Source organism: Pseudomarimonas salicorniae (assembly GCF_023156535.1).
GTDB classification, from domain to species: Bacteria; Pseudomonadota; Gammaproteobacteria; order Xanthomonadales; family Xanthomonadaceae; genus Pseudomarimonas; species Pseudomarimonas salicorniae.
This window is the reverse complement of record NZ_JALNMH010000002.1, coordinates 322,447-337,063: the sequence shown is the minus strand read 5'-3', so window position 1 is coordinate 337,063 and position 14,617 is coordinate 322,447. Positions and strand designations below refer to the sequence as shown.

The window sequence follows — 14,617 nt, the reverse complement described above, 5'->3', positions numbered from 1 at the left end:
GCGCCAGGCTCGATCAGAAGCGTTGGGTGTAGCGGACGAAAGGCACGCGGCCGTAGCCGTCGTACAGCTGGGTGCAGTAGCCGCGCGGAGACCCGTCGGAGGCGCAGCCGCCCGAGGGATCCAGCACCGGATCCTTGTCGGTGGCGTTGTTGACGCCAACGCTCAGCTTGGCGTTCCACGGCGCGTCCCAGGTCAGCACGATGTCGTGGGTGGTCCACGAGGCCAGCTGGCCATTGCCGAGGAAGTTCTCGTGCGAGTCGATGTGGCTGAGGTTCCAGGCCACGCCGAAGTCGCCGTAGGTCCAGCTGTTGGCCAGCTGGGCGCGGTACTTCGGAGCGCTGTTGGTGCCGATCTGTTCCGCGCCGTCCTGCTTGAAGCTGTCGGTGTAGCCGATGTTCAGCTGGTTGCGCAGGCTGCCCCAGTCGCCAAGGGTGAAGTTGGTCGTCAGGTTCAGGTCGGCGCCGCGGGTGTCGATCTTGCCCTGGTTGGCGTAGCCCTCGTTGACGAAATCGATGGTGCCATCGGCGAAGCGGAACACGCCCAGGCCGGGCGGGATCGGCCGGTTGGTCAGGTTGCGCTGCACCAGCTCCTGCGAGCTGAAGAAGGCGATCCGGTTCTCGATCTCGATGTTCCAGAAGTCGAGGGTGAAGCTCAGCCAGTCGGTCGGATCCATGGCGATGCCGAACGAGATCTGCTTGGAGCCTTCCGATTCCAGGGTCGGGTTGGAAAGGCGGTAGGCCTCGATCTGGATCGAGCAGTTGGCAGCCTGGCCGAAGGCGGCACAGGTGGCCGGGTCACTGACCGCGGCGGCGGTGAACGAGGTGGCCTGGGTCAGGATGTTGAGGTTCGGCGCCGCAAAGCCCTCGCCATACGAAGCGCGGACGGTCAGGGTGTCGAGCGGCTGCCAGCGCAGGCCGAGCTTGGGCGAGAAGTCGCTGCCGTAGTCGCTGTACTCGTCGTAGCGGCCGGCCAGGCTGACCTCGACGTTCTCCAGCACCGGGAACAGCGCTTCGGCGAAGGCCGCGCGGACGCTGCGGCCACCGGCCGCGGAATTGCCCGACGAGCCGCCGATCACGCCACCCTCGGACAGCGAGTCGTAGCGGTCGGCGTAGTCCTCGCTACGGTACTCGAAACCCGCCGCGAGACCGGCCATGCCGCCGCCCATCTCGAACAGGTCCATGTTCGCCAGCAGGAACAGCTCCTCGATGCGGAACTCGGACTCGCGCGCCGTGGTGGTCTTCATGCCGTTCAGCACGTTGGCCGGGTTCTGCCGCGGGCGGAAGATGTTGTAGTCGCCGCGGGCGATGAACTGTTCGGCCAGCGGGATGACCAGGTAGTTGCGGCCGAGGTTGATCGACTTCGACTCGCTGCTGCGGATGCCGAAATCGAGGTCGACGCTGCCCATGCGGCCGTTGAAGCCGAACAGCACGTCATAGACATGGGCGTCGACGAAGTTGTCGCGGTTGCCCAGCGAATCGAAACGATGGCGCAGGAACATCGGCGAGCTGGACGGGTTGTTCGGCGTGTTCGGCGGGATGAACACCGTGGCCGGTACCGGCGCGTAGCGGCCGAAGGACTCGACGCGGCTGACCGTCGAGTTCAGGTAGGTCGCCCACTCGTCATTGATCTGGTAGTTCGCGCGGGCAAACATCGCGCTGTTGCGGACCTCGGCCTCGTCGGCAGCGACCCGTGCGAAGTCGTACAGGCACAGCGCCTGGCCCTGGGCGCCGGAGCCCAGCGAGAAGCCAGGGCCCGAGCAGCCACCCGGCACCGCAAACTGGGCCGCGGTCGAGCCGGGCTTCCAGTGCCGCGCGTTGGTCGGGTCGGGATTGGCGACAGTCGGCGTTGCCGACACATAGTTGTTCGAGAAGGTCGAGACGCCGACCGCCGACCACGGGCGGTCGCGGGCGAAGACGATGCCGCGGTTGCTGTACGACACGCCGGCCAGCAGGCTGGCGCGGTCGTTGGAGGCGCCGAAGATGATAGAGCCCTCCTCGGTCTCGCCGCCCTCGCGCTTCGGATTGCTGGCACCGGCGGTCACTTCCACGCCGCTGAAGTCCTTGCGGGTGATGATGTTGACCACGCCGCCGATGGCGTCGGTGCCGTAGATCGCGGAGGCGCCGTCGGAAAGGATCTCGATGCGCTCGACCGCGGCCATCGGAATGGCATTAAGGTCCTGGATGCCCGAGACCACCGCCGAGGCGGCCTGCGGAGCGCGCCGGCCGTCGATGAGGATCAGGGTGCGGCCCGAGCCGAGACCGCGCAGGCTGAGGCCAGCGGTGGCCTGGGCGCTGGAGCCCGACTGCGGACGGAAGCTGCCAAAGCTGTTGAACGAGGTGTTGCGCAGGAAGTCGGCCACGGTCACGTCGCCGGAGATGTCCAGCTGCTCACGGTCGATGACGGTGACCGGCAGGGCACCCTCGATGGCGGCACGCTTGATGCGCGAGCCGGTGACTTCGACGCGGTCGAGGGTGGATAGCGTGTCCTGGTCGTCCTGCGCCATGGCGGCGGTGGCAGGAAGGCCGGACAGCAGGGCGCCGGCGACAGCGCCGGCAAGAACATTGCGTTTCATCAATACTCTCCAATCGGGGCGAACCGTCACCTCGCGTGACAGTGCCGTGGAGGGTAGAAGGCAGACTCCGCACAGCCTGCGCAGGCCGTGCGCATCTGCCTGACATTTGGTGCGATTTGCGCAACTTTCGAAAAGAAGCGCTTGCGCAGAGGCAGGGCGATTGAACGATGCGTTAACCCGGAGTCGCGTCGGCGACTCCCGATAGGGAGCGCCTCGTGCCTGCCGGGACGGGTGTTCGGAGGGTACGTCCGGTGCGGCCCGCCCCAGCCTATGCGGTGACGGCGCGGCCGGGCGCCGCGCCTGCGGCTGATCGGCGGCGGTCGACTCCGGCTTGCCGGTCTACCCGGCCTTCTTCAACAGTTCCGCCTCGCGCTGGAAGCGCCATTCGCTGGCCGAGCGGCCATAGTGGCTGCGGAAGGCGCGGGCGAAGGAGGCGTGCGAGCCGTAGCCGGCCATGCAGGCGATCTCGGAGATCGACAGGTCGCTGGTGGCGAGCTGCGAGGCACACCAGTTGAGCCGGGTCTCGCGGAGGAACTCGGCCGGGGTGTCACCGTAGATCGCCGAGAAGGTGCGGATGAAGTGCCAGCGCGTATAGCTGGTGCTGCGGGCCAGATCATCGACGTCGGCATCAAGCAGGGACTCCGACCAGGCAAAGCGCAGTCGCGTCCGCTCGAAGCGGGCAAGCACCGCGCGACGCTGACTGCCGGTTCGGCCCGGGCAGCGCGCCTGCAGGGGCGTATAGCGCTGGTCGAGCAGCAGGGCCTCCCGCAGGCAGTCCTGCAGCACGCCTTCGCCGGGCGTGCGGGCCAGCGCATCGCCGCAGGCCTGGGCCAGGTGGGCGCCGAGTGCTTCCGCATCGTGGTGCACCGCGGTGATCCACAGGGGCTCGAAGCGATGCAGGGGGGCGATCTGCGCCAGACCCTCGGCGAGCGTGGACTGGTCGAGTCGCAGCAGTACGGCCTGGCTGCCACGGTCGACCTGGATGACCGCCGGTGCATCCTGGCTGCTCAACAGGCACTCACCCGGGCGGACCCAGGGCAGGGCATGGCCCAATCGGACCCGTGCCGATCCGTGCAGGCAGAACAGGGCGAACGCCCAGCCTTCGCCCACCTGGGCGGAAGGCCGTCGGGCATCAAGGCGGACAATCTCGGGCTGGCCGGCGAAGCGGCCGTTCCAGGGGAGCGGCCGGGAGGTGAGGGAAAGCATGGTGGCGAATCCTGGAGGGCAGGCGGGCCGGGTCGGCCCGCCCGCGGGTCACGTCAGTGGCAGCGGTACTCGGTTGCCGGCGTCGCGGGGGAGTCGGCGAGCGCGGCGGGAGGGAAGTGATACGACCCGGTGGTGGGCGGGTGGGGAAGGTTCTCCTTCAAGCAAATCTCCTTGTTGTGGGCTGTCGTGGCACAGAGCGCTCCACGCGCCGGGGGAACGACCGGAGGGAATGGTTGGCGAGTGTCCGGAAGCGATTCGCGACGCCCTTGCACAAAACTGACGTGGCTCTCGGAGCTGAAACTACGAAAGAGCCCGTAGAGCGAGGTGTTATCCAGGTTTGCTGAAAGTTCGGCACCATGAAACGCACAAGCGGTGTTCAGCTGACGGTGGGTTTCGCGACTCGCAAAGCGGTCTCCGGCGGCGTGGTCAACCAGCGTGCCTGCGAGAACGCAGATCCGCGGCTGCACGTGTCATGCACTAGATCATCGCTTCGTCTCGCGCGAATCCCGGGCGCCGCAGCGCAAGTCCAAACCTGCCGTTGCGCCCCAATGCCCGAGCGTCGAAAGGGCGCAAATCGGACATTTGCCACCGACCCCGACCGGGCGGGCTCTTCGTAGGAGCGGACATGGCCGCGACCGTGGAGGTTCGCTCTGGCCGCGGTCTGTGGAGAACACGTCACGCCGCGGTCGCGCCCGTGTGCGCTCCTACAGTCGGACTTCGTTGCGCGTCGGCGAAGCCCCATAGGGTGTGCCTTGGCGCACCGATACGGCCGTTCGGGCGGTACGCCCGGTGCGGCCAGCCGCACCCTATGAATGTCTTCTTCGCGCCCCCTCCCACCGCTCGATCCGAGGCGCACGCGACCCGAGTGGCTGCGCTCTAGGCGCTGGCCGCGCCGCGCTCGGCGCGGCCGAGGCGCTGGTAGGCCAGCGGGCTGATCCCGAAGGTCTTTCTGAAGGCGGTGGAGTAGTGGCCGTGCGAACTGAAGCCCGTGGCCAGGGCGATGTCGATGATCCGCAGGCCACCGGCCTCCAGCAGGTCGAAGCTGCGCCGCAGCCGGATCTGCAGCAGGTACTGGTGCGGAGTGAGGCCAAGCCCGCGTCGGAAGCTGCGCAGCAGATGGAAGGAGGACAGCTCGAAGTGCGCGGCCAGCGCCTCGAGGCAGGGTCCTTCCTGCCAGTGCATCTCGATCAGGGCGGCGGCCTGCTGGGCGAGTTCGAAGCGGCTGCGGCCGCCGGCCACCTGTGCACCGGCGTTCGGCACCGGGCGCCGCCTCCAGTCGTTGGCGGCGCAAAGCAGTACCGCGCGGCACACCGCTTCCAACGCCTCAGGCCCGCGGTCTGCCGCATTGGCGGACCAGTCGAGCAGGCGCCAGCGGAAATAGGCCTCGGGGGACAGCCGCGCGATCGGCATGCGGAAGCGCCGATTGCCGGCGGCCAGCACGCCCAGCTCACGCTCGGCGACGGCCAGGAGCCCGGTCGGAACAGGAAGCTCGGCGACGTGGCCTGCCACCCCGTCGAGCGGCGACTCCTCGTGCGCATCGCCGGGACCGAGGAGCAGAACCGAATTCTGCCCGGCGAGCAGCGGCTGGAAACCAGGCAGCTCGACCCGGCAGGGTGTCGAAAGCCGGCGCAGCCTGAATCCCCGCAGCGACGGTTGGTCACGCTCGGTCGTCCGGTTCAGCAGATCCCCGCTCGGCAAACGGGAGCTGAACAACACGTTGGAAGTGGGCTGCATGTCCATGAGGCCTGATCGTCGGGCCGCAACAGACAGCCCGCTGAGTACAAATTAGGCCCGCGCCCTGGTCCCGGCCTGTGCCGGAATTGCTGGATCGGACCCAACACATCGCATCCGCGGATCGCTCCGGCTGCGACGGGCTCGCTTCGGCGCATCGAGGGCGCGTCGACACGAAGAGCATGACTTCCGCCACAAGAGTACGAACGCGTTCGTACGAAATTATCAGGATACCAGCGAAAGGAGCGGTACTGATGCAAGGGGTGGCCTCAGGCCTGGCATGGCTGCGACCGGGAGAGCCGGGATACGGCATGCTGGGTATCAGCGTGGCGGTGCAGGCCGACGCCGAGGCGGGCGCCCCGGGGACCGAGGTCGCCGCCGACCTTGTCTTCGCCGCGCTCGACCTGCCACCGGCCCTGCCCGAGCGGCAGATCGAACAGTGGCTGGTGCTGCAGCCACAGGCGGCGGGCCTGCGCGAGGCCCTGATGCTGGCCAGCGTGGCCCATGCCGCGGTCTACCTGCCGCCGGCGCTGCAGCTTGGCCTCGCCTGGGTGGCCCAGCAGCAGCGGGCCGGACTGCGCGTCGACCCGGCCCGCCTGGTCGCGCTCGGTGAGCAGCTGGCTGGCTGGCTGCTTGCCCTGCGCAGGCTGCCGACCAGCATCGCCCGCGCCCGGCGGGGTGACGGTCAGGCCGACAGCCTGGCCCGCGCTCGCGCCGCCGTCCACGCATGCCTGCCGAGTCTTGGCGGCCTCGACGCGATGGCGGCCGCGGCGGACCTCTCCCGCGGACAGTTGAACCGTGTGCTCAGGCGCGGCTGTGGGCTGTCCGCCGGACGCTACCGCAGCGAGCTGCGCCTGCGCCGCGCCGCCCTGCTGATCCTGGTCGACGGCGAGCGCTGCGCCGAGGCCGCCGCCGCCGTCGGCTACCGCTCGGGCAGCCAGTTCAGCCAGGAGTTCCACCAGCTGTACGGTGTCCGCCCCTCGCGATTGGTTTCTCTGGTGGAAGCCCTGCTGATGCGCTGGTCACAGGCGGCCTGAGCGCGGAGCCGGGGCGCGCCCGTCGCCTGATCCTGCTGCGGGTTTGCCCTGTCTTTCCTCGGTCCTGCCTGATCGGGCTACACTGCGGCTGCAGCCGTCATCCGTGCGCTGAGGCAGGCGCGGCAGGGCGGCCTTGCGGCATCCGCGTTTCCCACAAGGAGCTTTCGCATGACGGCCAAGACTCGGGTTCTGCTCTGTGACGACTCCCGGGCCATGCGCGTGATGACCGCCTCCATCCTCGAGGAGAACGGTTTCGAGATCGCCGGCGAGGCCGACTCGGGCCTGGCGGCCATCTCCCAGTACAAGGCCACCCGCCCCGACGTAGTGCTGCTCGATCTGGTCATGCCGAAGATGGACGGCAAGGCGGCGCTGCGCGAAATCCTCGATTTCGACCCGAAGGCGGTGGTCATCGTGCTGAGCTCGCTCGGTGCGCAGAGTGATATCGAGAAGTGCCTCAAGGTCGGTGCGAAGTCCTACCTGCAGAAGCCGATCGAGCCCGAGGCCCTGCTGCGGGTGATCGGCGAGGCGGCGGGCGGCTGAGCCGGTCGACGGTGTCCACACAGAGCGTGCAGGGGAGGTAGCGGATGGCGGTCAAGTTCCTGGGGCAGTACCTGCTTGAGCAGGGCCTGCTGACGCGAGAGCAGCTGCTCGAAGCGCTTGAGGTGCAGCGCCAGTGCAGCCCGATGCTGGGCGAGCTGGCGGTCGAGGCAGGCCTGCTCGATGCCCGCCAGGCGCAGACCATCAACGACCGGCAGCGCCAGGAGGACAAGCGCTTCGGCGATATCGCCGCCGAGCTCGGCCTGCTCGACGCCGCCCAGGTCGACCAGCTGCTGGCCCTGCAGAAGTCCCGACGCAAGCTGTTCGGCGAGATCCTCACCGAGCGCGGCATGCTGACCCGCGCCCAGCTGGAGCAGGCGCTCGCCGAGCAGCAGGCCGAGCGGGCCAGTGCCGAGCAGGACTACCGTCAGGCCCTGGCCGGACATCCGCTGGAGCGCGAGATCGCGCTGGCCATCGACACCGCCAACAAGCAGTTCACCCGCATCCTGAAAAGCCGCTCGCAGTTTTCCGCGGTTCGTGATGCACCGTTGGAGCAGGTCGACCGGGTCAGCGCCTGCATCGAGGTAGAGGCCAGCCGCCGCCTGCTGATCGGCCTCGCGGCCGATCCGGCCACCACCCGCCAGATCGCCTGTGCCTTCATGCGCATCAAGCCCGAGCGCTGCGACGATGAACTGGCGCGCGACGCCCTCGGCGAGCTGCTCAACGTGATCATGGGCTATGTCATCCGCGACACCCTCGCCGACGACGAGGGCTACACCCCCTCACCCCCGGACCTCGACCTCGGCCTGCCCGCCCTCGCCGCCAAGGCCGACCACGCCCTCACCGTCGCCATGACCTCCGAACTCGGCGAGTTCGAGCTGCTGGTCGGGCGATAGCGCGCAGCGCTGGCGAATGCGCAGGGTGGGCGCGAAGAGGACCTTCCGCAAGACCCGAATGTAGGAGCCAGCTTGCTGGCGATAGGCGCCCCGGACGGGACGATCGCCAGCAAGCTGGCTCCTACACGCAACGGTGCTGCAAGGTCCGGTTTGCGCCGCAAAGCAGGCCTTGCCGCAGTCAAATTGTGGGAGCGCCCTTGGGCGCGACCGCAGCGCTACGGATTCACCACAGACCGCCGCCAGAGTGGATCTCCGCGGTCGCGCCCAAGGGCGCTCCCACAGAAAACCGGCCCCTTTGATGGGCCGGCTCGAATGCGCACTTCGCGCCCGAAGTTCCCATCGGTGCAGCCCCTCCCCTTGCGCCGCGGAGCGGCGTAGGGGGAGGTTGGGAGGGGGTTCGCCGGGATCGCCACGTTCGAGCCGATGGTCGGTGGGTCCGGGACCCGCCCAGCACGATCTCGCTGCGCCCTGGGCGCGCCGATACGGGCGTTCGGACGGTACGCCCGGTGCGGCCAGCCGCACCCTATGGCTGTCCTTGCGCCCGGCCGGTAGAGACTGCGAATCCGATGCGACTCCACCGCGGCCTTCATCCACAGGTAGGTGTCGTCGTCGCTGAACATGTAGTAGGTGGTGTCGTTCGGCAGCAGCAGCACGCTGATGCCGCCGTAGCCCGACATGAAGGGCACCCAGACATCGACGGGGCAGCCGACGTTCGCCTTGATCTCGTGGGCCCAGAACCCGTTGTTGTACTTGTAGCCGCTGAGGGGGTCGAGGCCGCGGTCGCCGGGCGAGCGCTGCATCGCGGCATCCAGGTGTGCGGTGTTGACCAGCGGCGTGCCGGCGAGCCTGCCGTCGTCGACGTTGATGAAGCGGGTGATCTTGGCCACATCGTCGCGCAGGAAGCTCATGCCCCAGCCGGTGAACGGCTGCTGCACCGCGTCGTAGGTGCGCCGCGAGACGTGCGAGGTGGGGCTGGTGCCGATCGGGGCGAGGATCTCGGCGACCAGGGTATCGGCGAAGATGTCCTTGCCGCTGCCCTCCAGCGTCTTCAGATGCGCATTCATCGCGGTGCCGAGGATGTAGGTGTCCGAGGTGTGGTAGACCCACTTGGTGCCCGGCGCCACCTTGCGTGAGTACTGCGTGCAGCTGTAGCTGATCTTGCTCGCGTGGTCGAGCGGCAGGAACAGGTTGTTGGTGTGGCTGCGACCCTCGTCGCTCATGTACAGCGCCGAGCCGTAGTTGCCGGTGCCCATGTCGATGGCATGGCGGTACTTCACGTCGCCCCAGTTTCCGTTGGCCGCACAGTCCGGCACGCGCGGCGCGATGGTGCTCTCGCTGAACCCCGGGTACTTGAGCTCCATGCGCATCAGGGCAAGGCCGGCAAACACCGACTTGGCCGAGGAGTACGAAGGCAGCACGAGGCTGTTGCAGTAGGGGTAGGTGCCGTAGCGGGTCTGGCAGCCCCCGGTGTAGTGCACGCCGTCGATGATGAAGCCGAACAGCGTGACGTGGGCCGGATCGGTTTCGCTGCTGGCGCCGAACTGGCTGGGGTCGGCCCCCGGATGGTCGGTGGCCAGGGCCGAGATCGGCTTCACCGGCATCCGTCCGTTGACCTCGGCCTGGTAGTCGGCGCGCAGGCCGTCGGCATTGGCCACCGGCATCGGCGTGTAGCTGGCGGCCAGCGAGCCCCACATGTCCACCTTGAAGTACAGGCAGGTCTCGCTGGAAATCTGGTAGGCCACCCGCGAGGTGCTGCCATCGGCCTTGAACAGGAAGCTCATCACGCCGTTGTGCATGCAGTTGGCGTTCTTCTGGTGCAGGGTGAAGGGGATCGAGGCGCGGCTGTAGCCGTTGTCGCCGTTCTCCTTCCACACCCGTCCGGCTTCGAGGATGTACTCCCACTCCGGATGCGAGTCGGTCATCGTGCCGCGGGCCACCGGGAACAGGTGGGTGCCGGTCTGCACGAACTCGAAGTCGAACTCGGGCAGGTGCTTGCGCGTGGTGTCGGCATTGCCGGTGTACGCGAAGTCATCCTTGATCTCGGCAAACCCGCCGCCCGTCGCCTCGCCGAAGAGCTCCAGCGAGCCCTCGAACAGGTGATCGGGCTGGGCAGCATTGGCCGGCACGGCGTAGGCGGACAGGTCCACCCGGCTGCCCGGGTCGGGGCCGTTCATCAGCGTGCTGTAGGTGAGCAGGCTGCGGCTGACGTTGCCGTTGCCGGTCAACGGATCGAAATTGGGGTCGAAGCCTCCACCGCCCGGCGCGCTGCCGGTGCCGGCCACGGCCAGGGTGGTCGTGGGCTGGTCCGGGTCGTTGGACGGAATATTCAGGGTGTCGGAGAAACTGCCGGTGGCGGTCGGGGCAAAGCGCAGGGTGACGTTGCAGCTGGCAGCCGGCGGCAGGGTGGCCTGCGAACAGGCATCGGCCTGGATCGCGAACGGCGGGGCGAGGCCGTTCAGGCTGACGATGACCAGGTTCGCCGTGCCGGTGTTGCTCACCGTCAACAGGCGATCCGCGGTGTTGCCGGTGGTCACGCTGCCGAACTGGCCGCTGCCGCTGAGTGAAAGGTCGGGCGCCGGGTTGCCGCCGCCGGCGGTGCCCGACACCAGGACCTCGTCGTCGTAGCAATAGTCGCCGGTCGTGCCGCCGGTGCTGCGGAAGCGGACCTTCAGGTTGGGGTTGTTGTCCGCCCCGGCCGGGCTGACCGACTGGGTGAAGAAGGTGCCGTTGTCCTGGCCGTTCTGCACCAGCACCACGGTGGTCCAGCTGCCGCCCCCGTTGGTGCTGACCTCGGCGTAGCAATCATCGCCGGTCTCCAGCGAGGTCGCCGCCAGGCTCATGCTGACGCTGACCCCGGTGAAGCCGGTGCTCGGTGTGTTCAACACCGAATTCGCCGTCGCCCGCAGGCGCAACGAGTAGCTGCCGATGGCCTGGGCCGTGCTGACCGACACATCGCCAGTCGAGGTCCAGCCATTGGCATCGCCGTCCTCGAACGTGTCCTGGACGATGACCGCCGCCCAGGCGGGAGCCGCCACCAGCAGGGCGATGGAAAACGCGGCAGAGCAAAGCGCAAGGCAAGGGCGATGCATGGCAACCTCCACGACCGGCTGGACGCGGCCAGCAGTACGAACGGGAAGAACCAGGAAGGCGCGAGCCCGGCGCCCTGTCGTGACATCGACCCTAATCCGGGCTAATGGCCTCGGATAGGGCCAGTTCGGACCTGTCGATGTGGCCAGTTGGGGGCTCCGCGGAGTCGATCACTCCGGCGACGGACGCCGCACCCCGCAACCGCTGCGCAGCGGCAAGGTCGGGACGACTGGTCGCGCCGATCACGGTGCTTGCGTCCGAAAGGCCCCTTGTTGATGATGCGCGCGGCGACAGAAAGGGCTCAGGGCTCAGGGCTGAGGGCTCAGGGCTCAGGGCTCAGGGCTCAGGGCTCAGGGCTCAGGGCTAGGGGCTAGGGGCTAGGGGCTAGGGGCTAGGGGCTAGGGGCTAGGGGCTAGGGGCGGCCCGGCCGCCAAGAGCGAAACGCAGTCTTCGCGAGGTTGGATCGCCCGATCCAAATGCGTGAACAACAGGTGGCTTCCCGCGGGCTGCACTGCAGGCTGTGCGACCCCTGTTCCCCGGGGGCGGTCAGCTGTTACAGTTCTGAACACATAGTTTGTCTTTATTTTCCGGGCCTCCACATGCTACGAGTTGCGTGCGCGCTGCTGCTGATCTTCCTCCCCGATCTGCTGTTGCCCGGCGCCGCTGCGCACGCGGCTGAGCGCAGCGAGATTGAACGACTCCATACGATTCACGCGGCCCTGCAGCGCAGTCTGTTCGTCGGCCTTCCTCCCGGTCCGCTGCCCGACCTGCCGGCCTCCGCGGATGCCGGAGCCGAGGCAAAGCGCCGCCATGTCCTCGCCCTGCACGCCCGACTGTCCTCCCGACCGGCGCCCGAGGCCAGTCGGCAAGGTGAATCCACGACTGGCAGTCGTCTCAAGGTCGGGCAGACTGCTGCGCTGGGCAATGCGTGCACGAACGCGGTTCTGCTGCAGGAGGGCGATGCCTCCACGCTGAGCCTGGCGCCGGGTGACTCGGCCTGGCTTGGCTGGAATGCCGGCGAGGCGGGCAGCTTTCTTCTCTCGACCCGTGGCTCGACCGCGGATACCCGCATCGAACGGTTCGAGTCCTGCGCCGAACTTGCGGACCCCCTAGCCGTGGCAGATGACGGGTTCGGGCTCAACGCCGAGTTGGGTGGAACGACAAGCTATGCCGGACAGCCGGTCCTGGTCCGGATCAGCAATCTGGGTGGGGAGGATTCCGTCAAGGTGGCACTGAACCGCTCAGTGGTCGTCTCGGGTCGGGTATCCGCCCGAAACAGCGGCCTCGGGCTTGTAGGAATCTGGGTAGCCCTCATCGAGCAGCAGTCCCCCTGGCGGGAGTTTGTTGCCTATACCGATCAGAATGCCCGCTATGAGTTCCACCTTCCTGCGTACGGCAGTACCGTGGCGTTCAAGGCGCGGACGTTCGAGGGGTGGCAGACCTTGCCGGGCTATCTGCATCGTGGGCTTGGCGGGGCCTACTGCCGCGTTCCGACCAGTCGCAGCATGTCTGACTGCGATCCCAGTCCAGATCTTCTAGTCCCTGAGGCCGGTGTAGGAGGCGTCGACTTCCAGCTCGATCAGGGACATGTGATTACGGGCGGCGTCACGGTACGCGGCGGCAGCGAGGGCATTGCCCATTCCACGATCGAGGCGACGGGTGAGCGAGGCGGACTTTTCTCGGCCAGGGCCGACTCGACGGGCCAGTTCAGGCTGGAGGGTCTCGCACCCGATCGATACAGGCTGGTCGCCAGACATTTCGGCTACGAATCGCGTTGGCATGATGACCAGCGCTGCACAAGTGGGTGCGACCCGCAGAGTGTCGCGCCGCTGGAGATCGACGTGCCCGGCCAGAGCCGTGTCGATTTCGCTCTGGCGCCGATGGGTCATATCAGCATCCAGCTCAGCGTCGATGGACAGGCTCCCGCCCATCCGTCTTCCGTGTTCGTCGCGCTTCACAGCACCGATGGCTCGATCGTGCAGGTCGTTCACAGCGCGTCCCGCGAAGGCGATCGGTATCGGGTGGGGGGAATAGAGCCCGGCGCCTATCTGCTGCGTGTAAGCCCTTACGGTACTTTTCCCGGGCTGTATCCGGACATCGTCTGCAGCATTTCCTGCATGGAAGAAATGGCGCTCGCCGAGCCGATCAACGTGCCCTCTTCGCTTGAACCCCTGCAGCTGACGGTGGCCCTCCGCTCGTTGCCGTCCATCACCGGCCGGGTGATCGACCGGAACTCCGGTGCAGGCATTGCGAACGCCTGGGTGAGGTTGTTCACCACGCGGCATGAGACGGCGGGCGCCGTGAGGACCGATGCGGACGGCTACTACCGTCTGGCTCAGCTTTCACCGCGCAGATACTTCGTCCACGTGGCCTCCGATGCCCACATCGACCAGATCAGCCCGGGGATTGAATGTCAGAGGCCCCTGCCTTCGAGAGACTGCGCCGGTGCGCAGACCGTGGAGGTCTCGCTGCAGTCCGGCGACGTCGAGGCCGATTTTTCACTGGGGCCGACCGGCAGCATGCGGGCGCGACTGCTGGATCCGAAGCAGTCGCCCATCGCGCTTACCCGGGCAGGCCTGGGCGCGCACTCGGTCCGCCTGCTGGACGAGGCTGGGGCGTCCGTCACCCTGGCCCTGACCGATGCCGACCCGCAGACCGGCGAGTTGCTGCTGACCAACCTCGAGCCTGGGCGCTATCGGCTCGGCGTGCAGCTGGATGGATTCTGGCCGCAGTTCCATGGCGCGCCGCCCTGTCGCCTGCCCGAGGACCCGGCCGCGGACCGCTTCTCGCTGTGTGCGAGTGGTGCCGGTAGCGAAATCGAGGTCGCCGAAGGCGAGACGAGGCTGGATGTTGCTGTGGAGCCCTGGGCAGCGCGCAGCATCCGCGTCTCGCGTCAGCTTGACGACGTTCCTCTGGGCCATGTGTTCATCGATGTGTGGAACGAGGCGGGGCAGCCTCTTGCCCAGCTGCGCTCGGGTAGTGACGGTAGCGTCCCGCTGCGACTCCCGGGCCAGGGCCCCTACGACGCCCTGCCGGGCAGCGTGCTGCTTTCGACCGACAATTACGCCGGTTTCGTCGACCAGGTCCACGCTGGTGTCAGTTGCTCGCCCGGCACCTCCGTCCACCGTGGCGGATGTGATCTTGCCGGGGCCACGCCGGTTTCCCTGCTGAATCTCGACCCCGGCGTCGCGCCACTGCAGTTCAGGATGAGCGGCTCGGATGCCGGCAGCGGCGTGCCCCTGTTGTTCGTCTCCGGCTTCGAGATCCCGCGCGCACCGCGTTAGGCAATAAGTGGGCGGCCATGGCCCCGCCGTCGCCATGAGCTCCGGGCTTGGCCAGTTCGCGCTGGCGGTCGCACGCCGGCGCTGCGCCGCTCTGTTGAGCCGCGCCGTCGAGCGGCAAGGTCGGGCGCAAAGCAGACATTCCAAAACACCCGAATGTAGGAGCCAGCTTGCTGGCGATCGTCCCATCCGGGGCGCCTATCGCCAGCAAGCTGGCTCCTACAGCGGGGCCGGGGCGAATGCGAACTTCGCGCCCGCTCCGCGCATTCA

The 14,617-nt window shown here is 67.8% G+C and carries 8 protein-coding genes; 4 read left to right on the top strand and 4 right to left on the bottom strand.

The window, feature by feature from the left end; all coding sequences use genetic code 11:
• Positions 1–13: 13 nt before the first annotated feature.
• The 3 genes from M0G41_RS03875 to M0G41_RS03865 all read right to left on the bottom strand — a co-directional run bounded on the left by M0G41_RS03875 (position 14) and on the right by M0G41_RS03865 (position 5,518).
• On the bottom strand, positions 14–2,572 hold the full coding sequence (locus M0G41_RS03875) for a TonB-dependent receptor plug domain-containing protein (RefSeq protein WP_248205247.1): 2,559 nt from the start codon (positions 2,570–2,572) through the stop codon (positions 14–16).
• Positions 2,573–2,911: 339 nt separating this feature from the next.
• On the bottom strand, positions 2,912–3,778 hold the full coding sequence (locus M0G41_RS03870) for a helix-turn-helix transcriptional regulator (RefSeq protein ID WP_248205244.1): 867 nt from the start codon (positions 3,776–3,778) through the stop codon (positions 2,912–2,914).
• An 876-nt stretch (positions 3,779–4,654) separates the two neighbouring features.
• Positions 4,655–5,518: a helix-turn-helix transcriptional regulator gene (locus M0G41_RS03865; RefSeq protein ID WP_248205239.1), complete on the bottom strand. Its 864-nt coding sequence runs from the start codon at positions 5,516–5,518 to the stop codon at positions 4,655–4,657.
• Between the two features lie 245 nt (positions 5,519–5,763).
• Between M0G41_RS03865 and M0G41_RS03860 the strand changes: the two genes are divergently transcribed.
• The 3 genes from M0G41_RS03860 to M0G41_RS03850 all read left to right on the top strand — a co-directional run bounded on the left by M0G41_RS03860 (position 5,764) and on the right by M0G41_RS03850 (position 7,979).
• Positions 5,764–6,546, top strand: coding sequence for an AraC family transcriptional regulator (locus tag M0G41_RS03860; RefSeq protein ID WP_248205237.1), 783 nt, complete (start codon positions 5,764–5,766; stop codon positions 6,544–6,546).
• Between the two features lie 168 nt (positions 6,547–6,714).
• On the top strand, positions 6,715–7,086 hold the full coding sequence (locus tag M0G41_RS03855) for a response regulator (protein ID WP_248205234.1): 372 nt from the start codon (positions 6,715–6,717) through the stop codon (positions 7,084–7,086).
• A 44-nt stretch (positions 7,087–7,130) separates the two neighbouring features.
• Positions 7,131–7,979, top strand: coding sequence for a chemotaxis protein CheX (locus M0G41_RS03850; protein ID WP_248205230.1), 849 nt, complete (start codon positions 7,131–7,133; stop codon positions 7,977–7,979).
• A gap of 215 nt (positions 7,980–8,194) precedes the next feature.
• Here the strand turns inward: M0G41_RS03850 and M0G41_RS03845 are convergent, their stop codons facing one another.
• Complete coding sequence (locus M0G41_RS03845; RefSeq protein ID WP_248205228.1) at positions 8,195–11,068, bottom strand: choice-of-anchor D domain-containing protein; 2,874 nt, start codon at positions 11,066–11,068, stop codon at positions 8,195–8,197.
• 474 nt (positions 11,069–11,542) lie between these two features.
• Here M0G41_RS03845 and M0G41_RS03840 point away from each other — a divergent pair, with 474 nt between their 5' ends.
• Positions 11,543–14,350, top strand: a complete 2,808-nt coding sequence (locus M0G41_RS03840; RefSeq protein WP_248205225.1) for a carboxypeptidase-like regulatory domain-containing protein — start codon at positions 11,543–11,545, stop codon at positions 14,348–14,350.
• Positions 14,351–14,617: the final 267 nt, after the last annotated feature.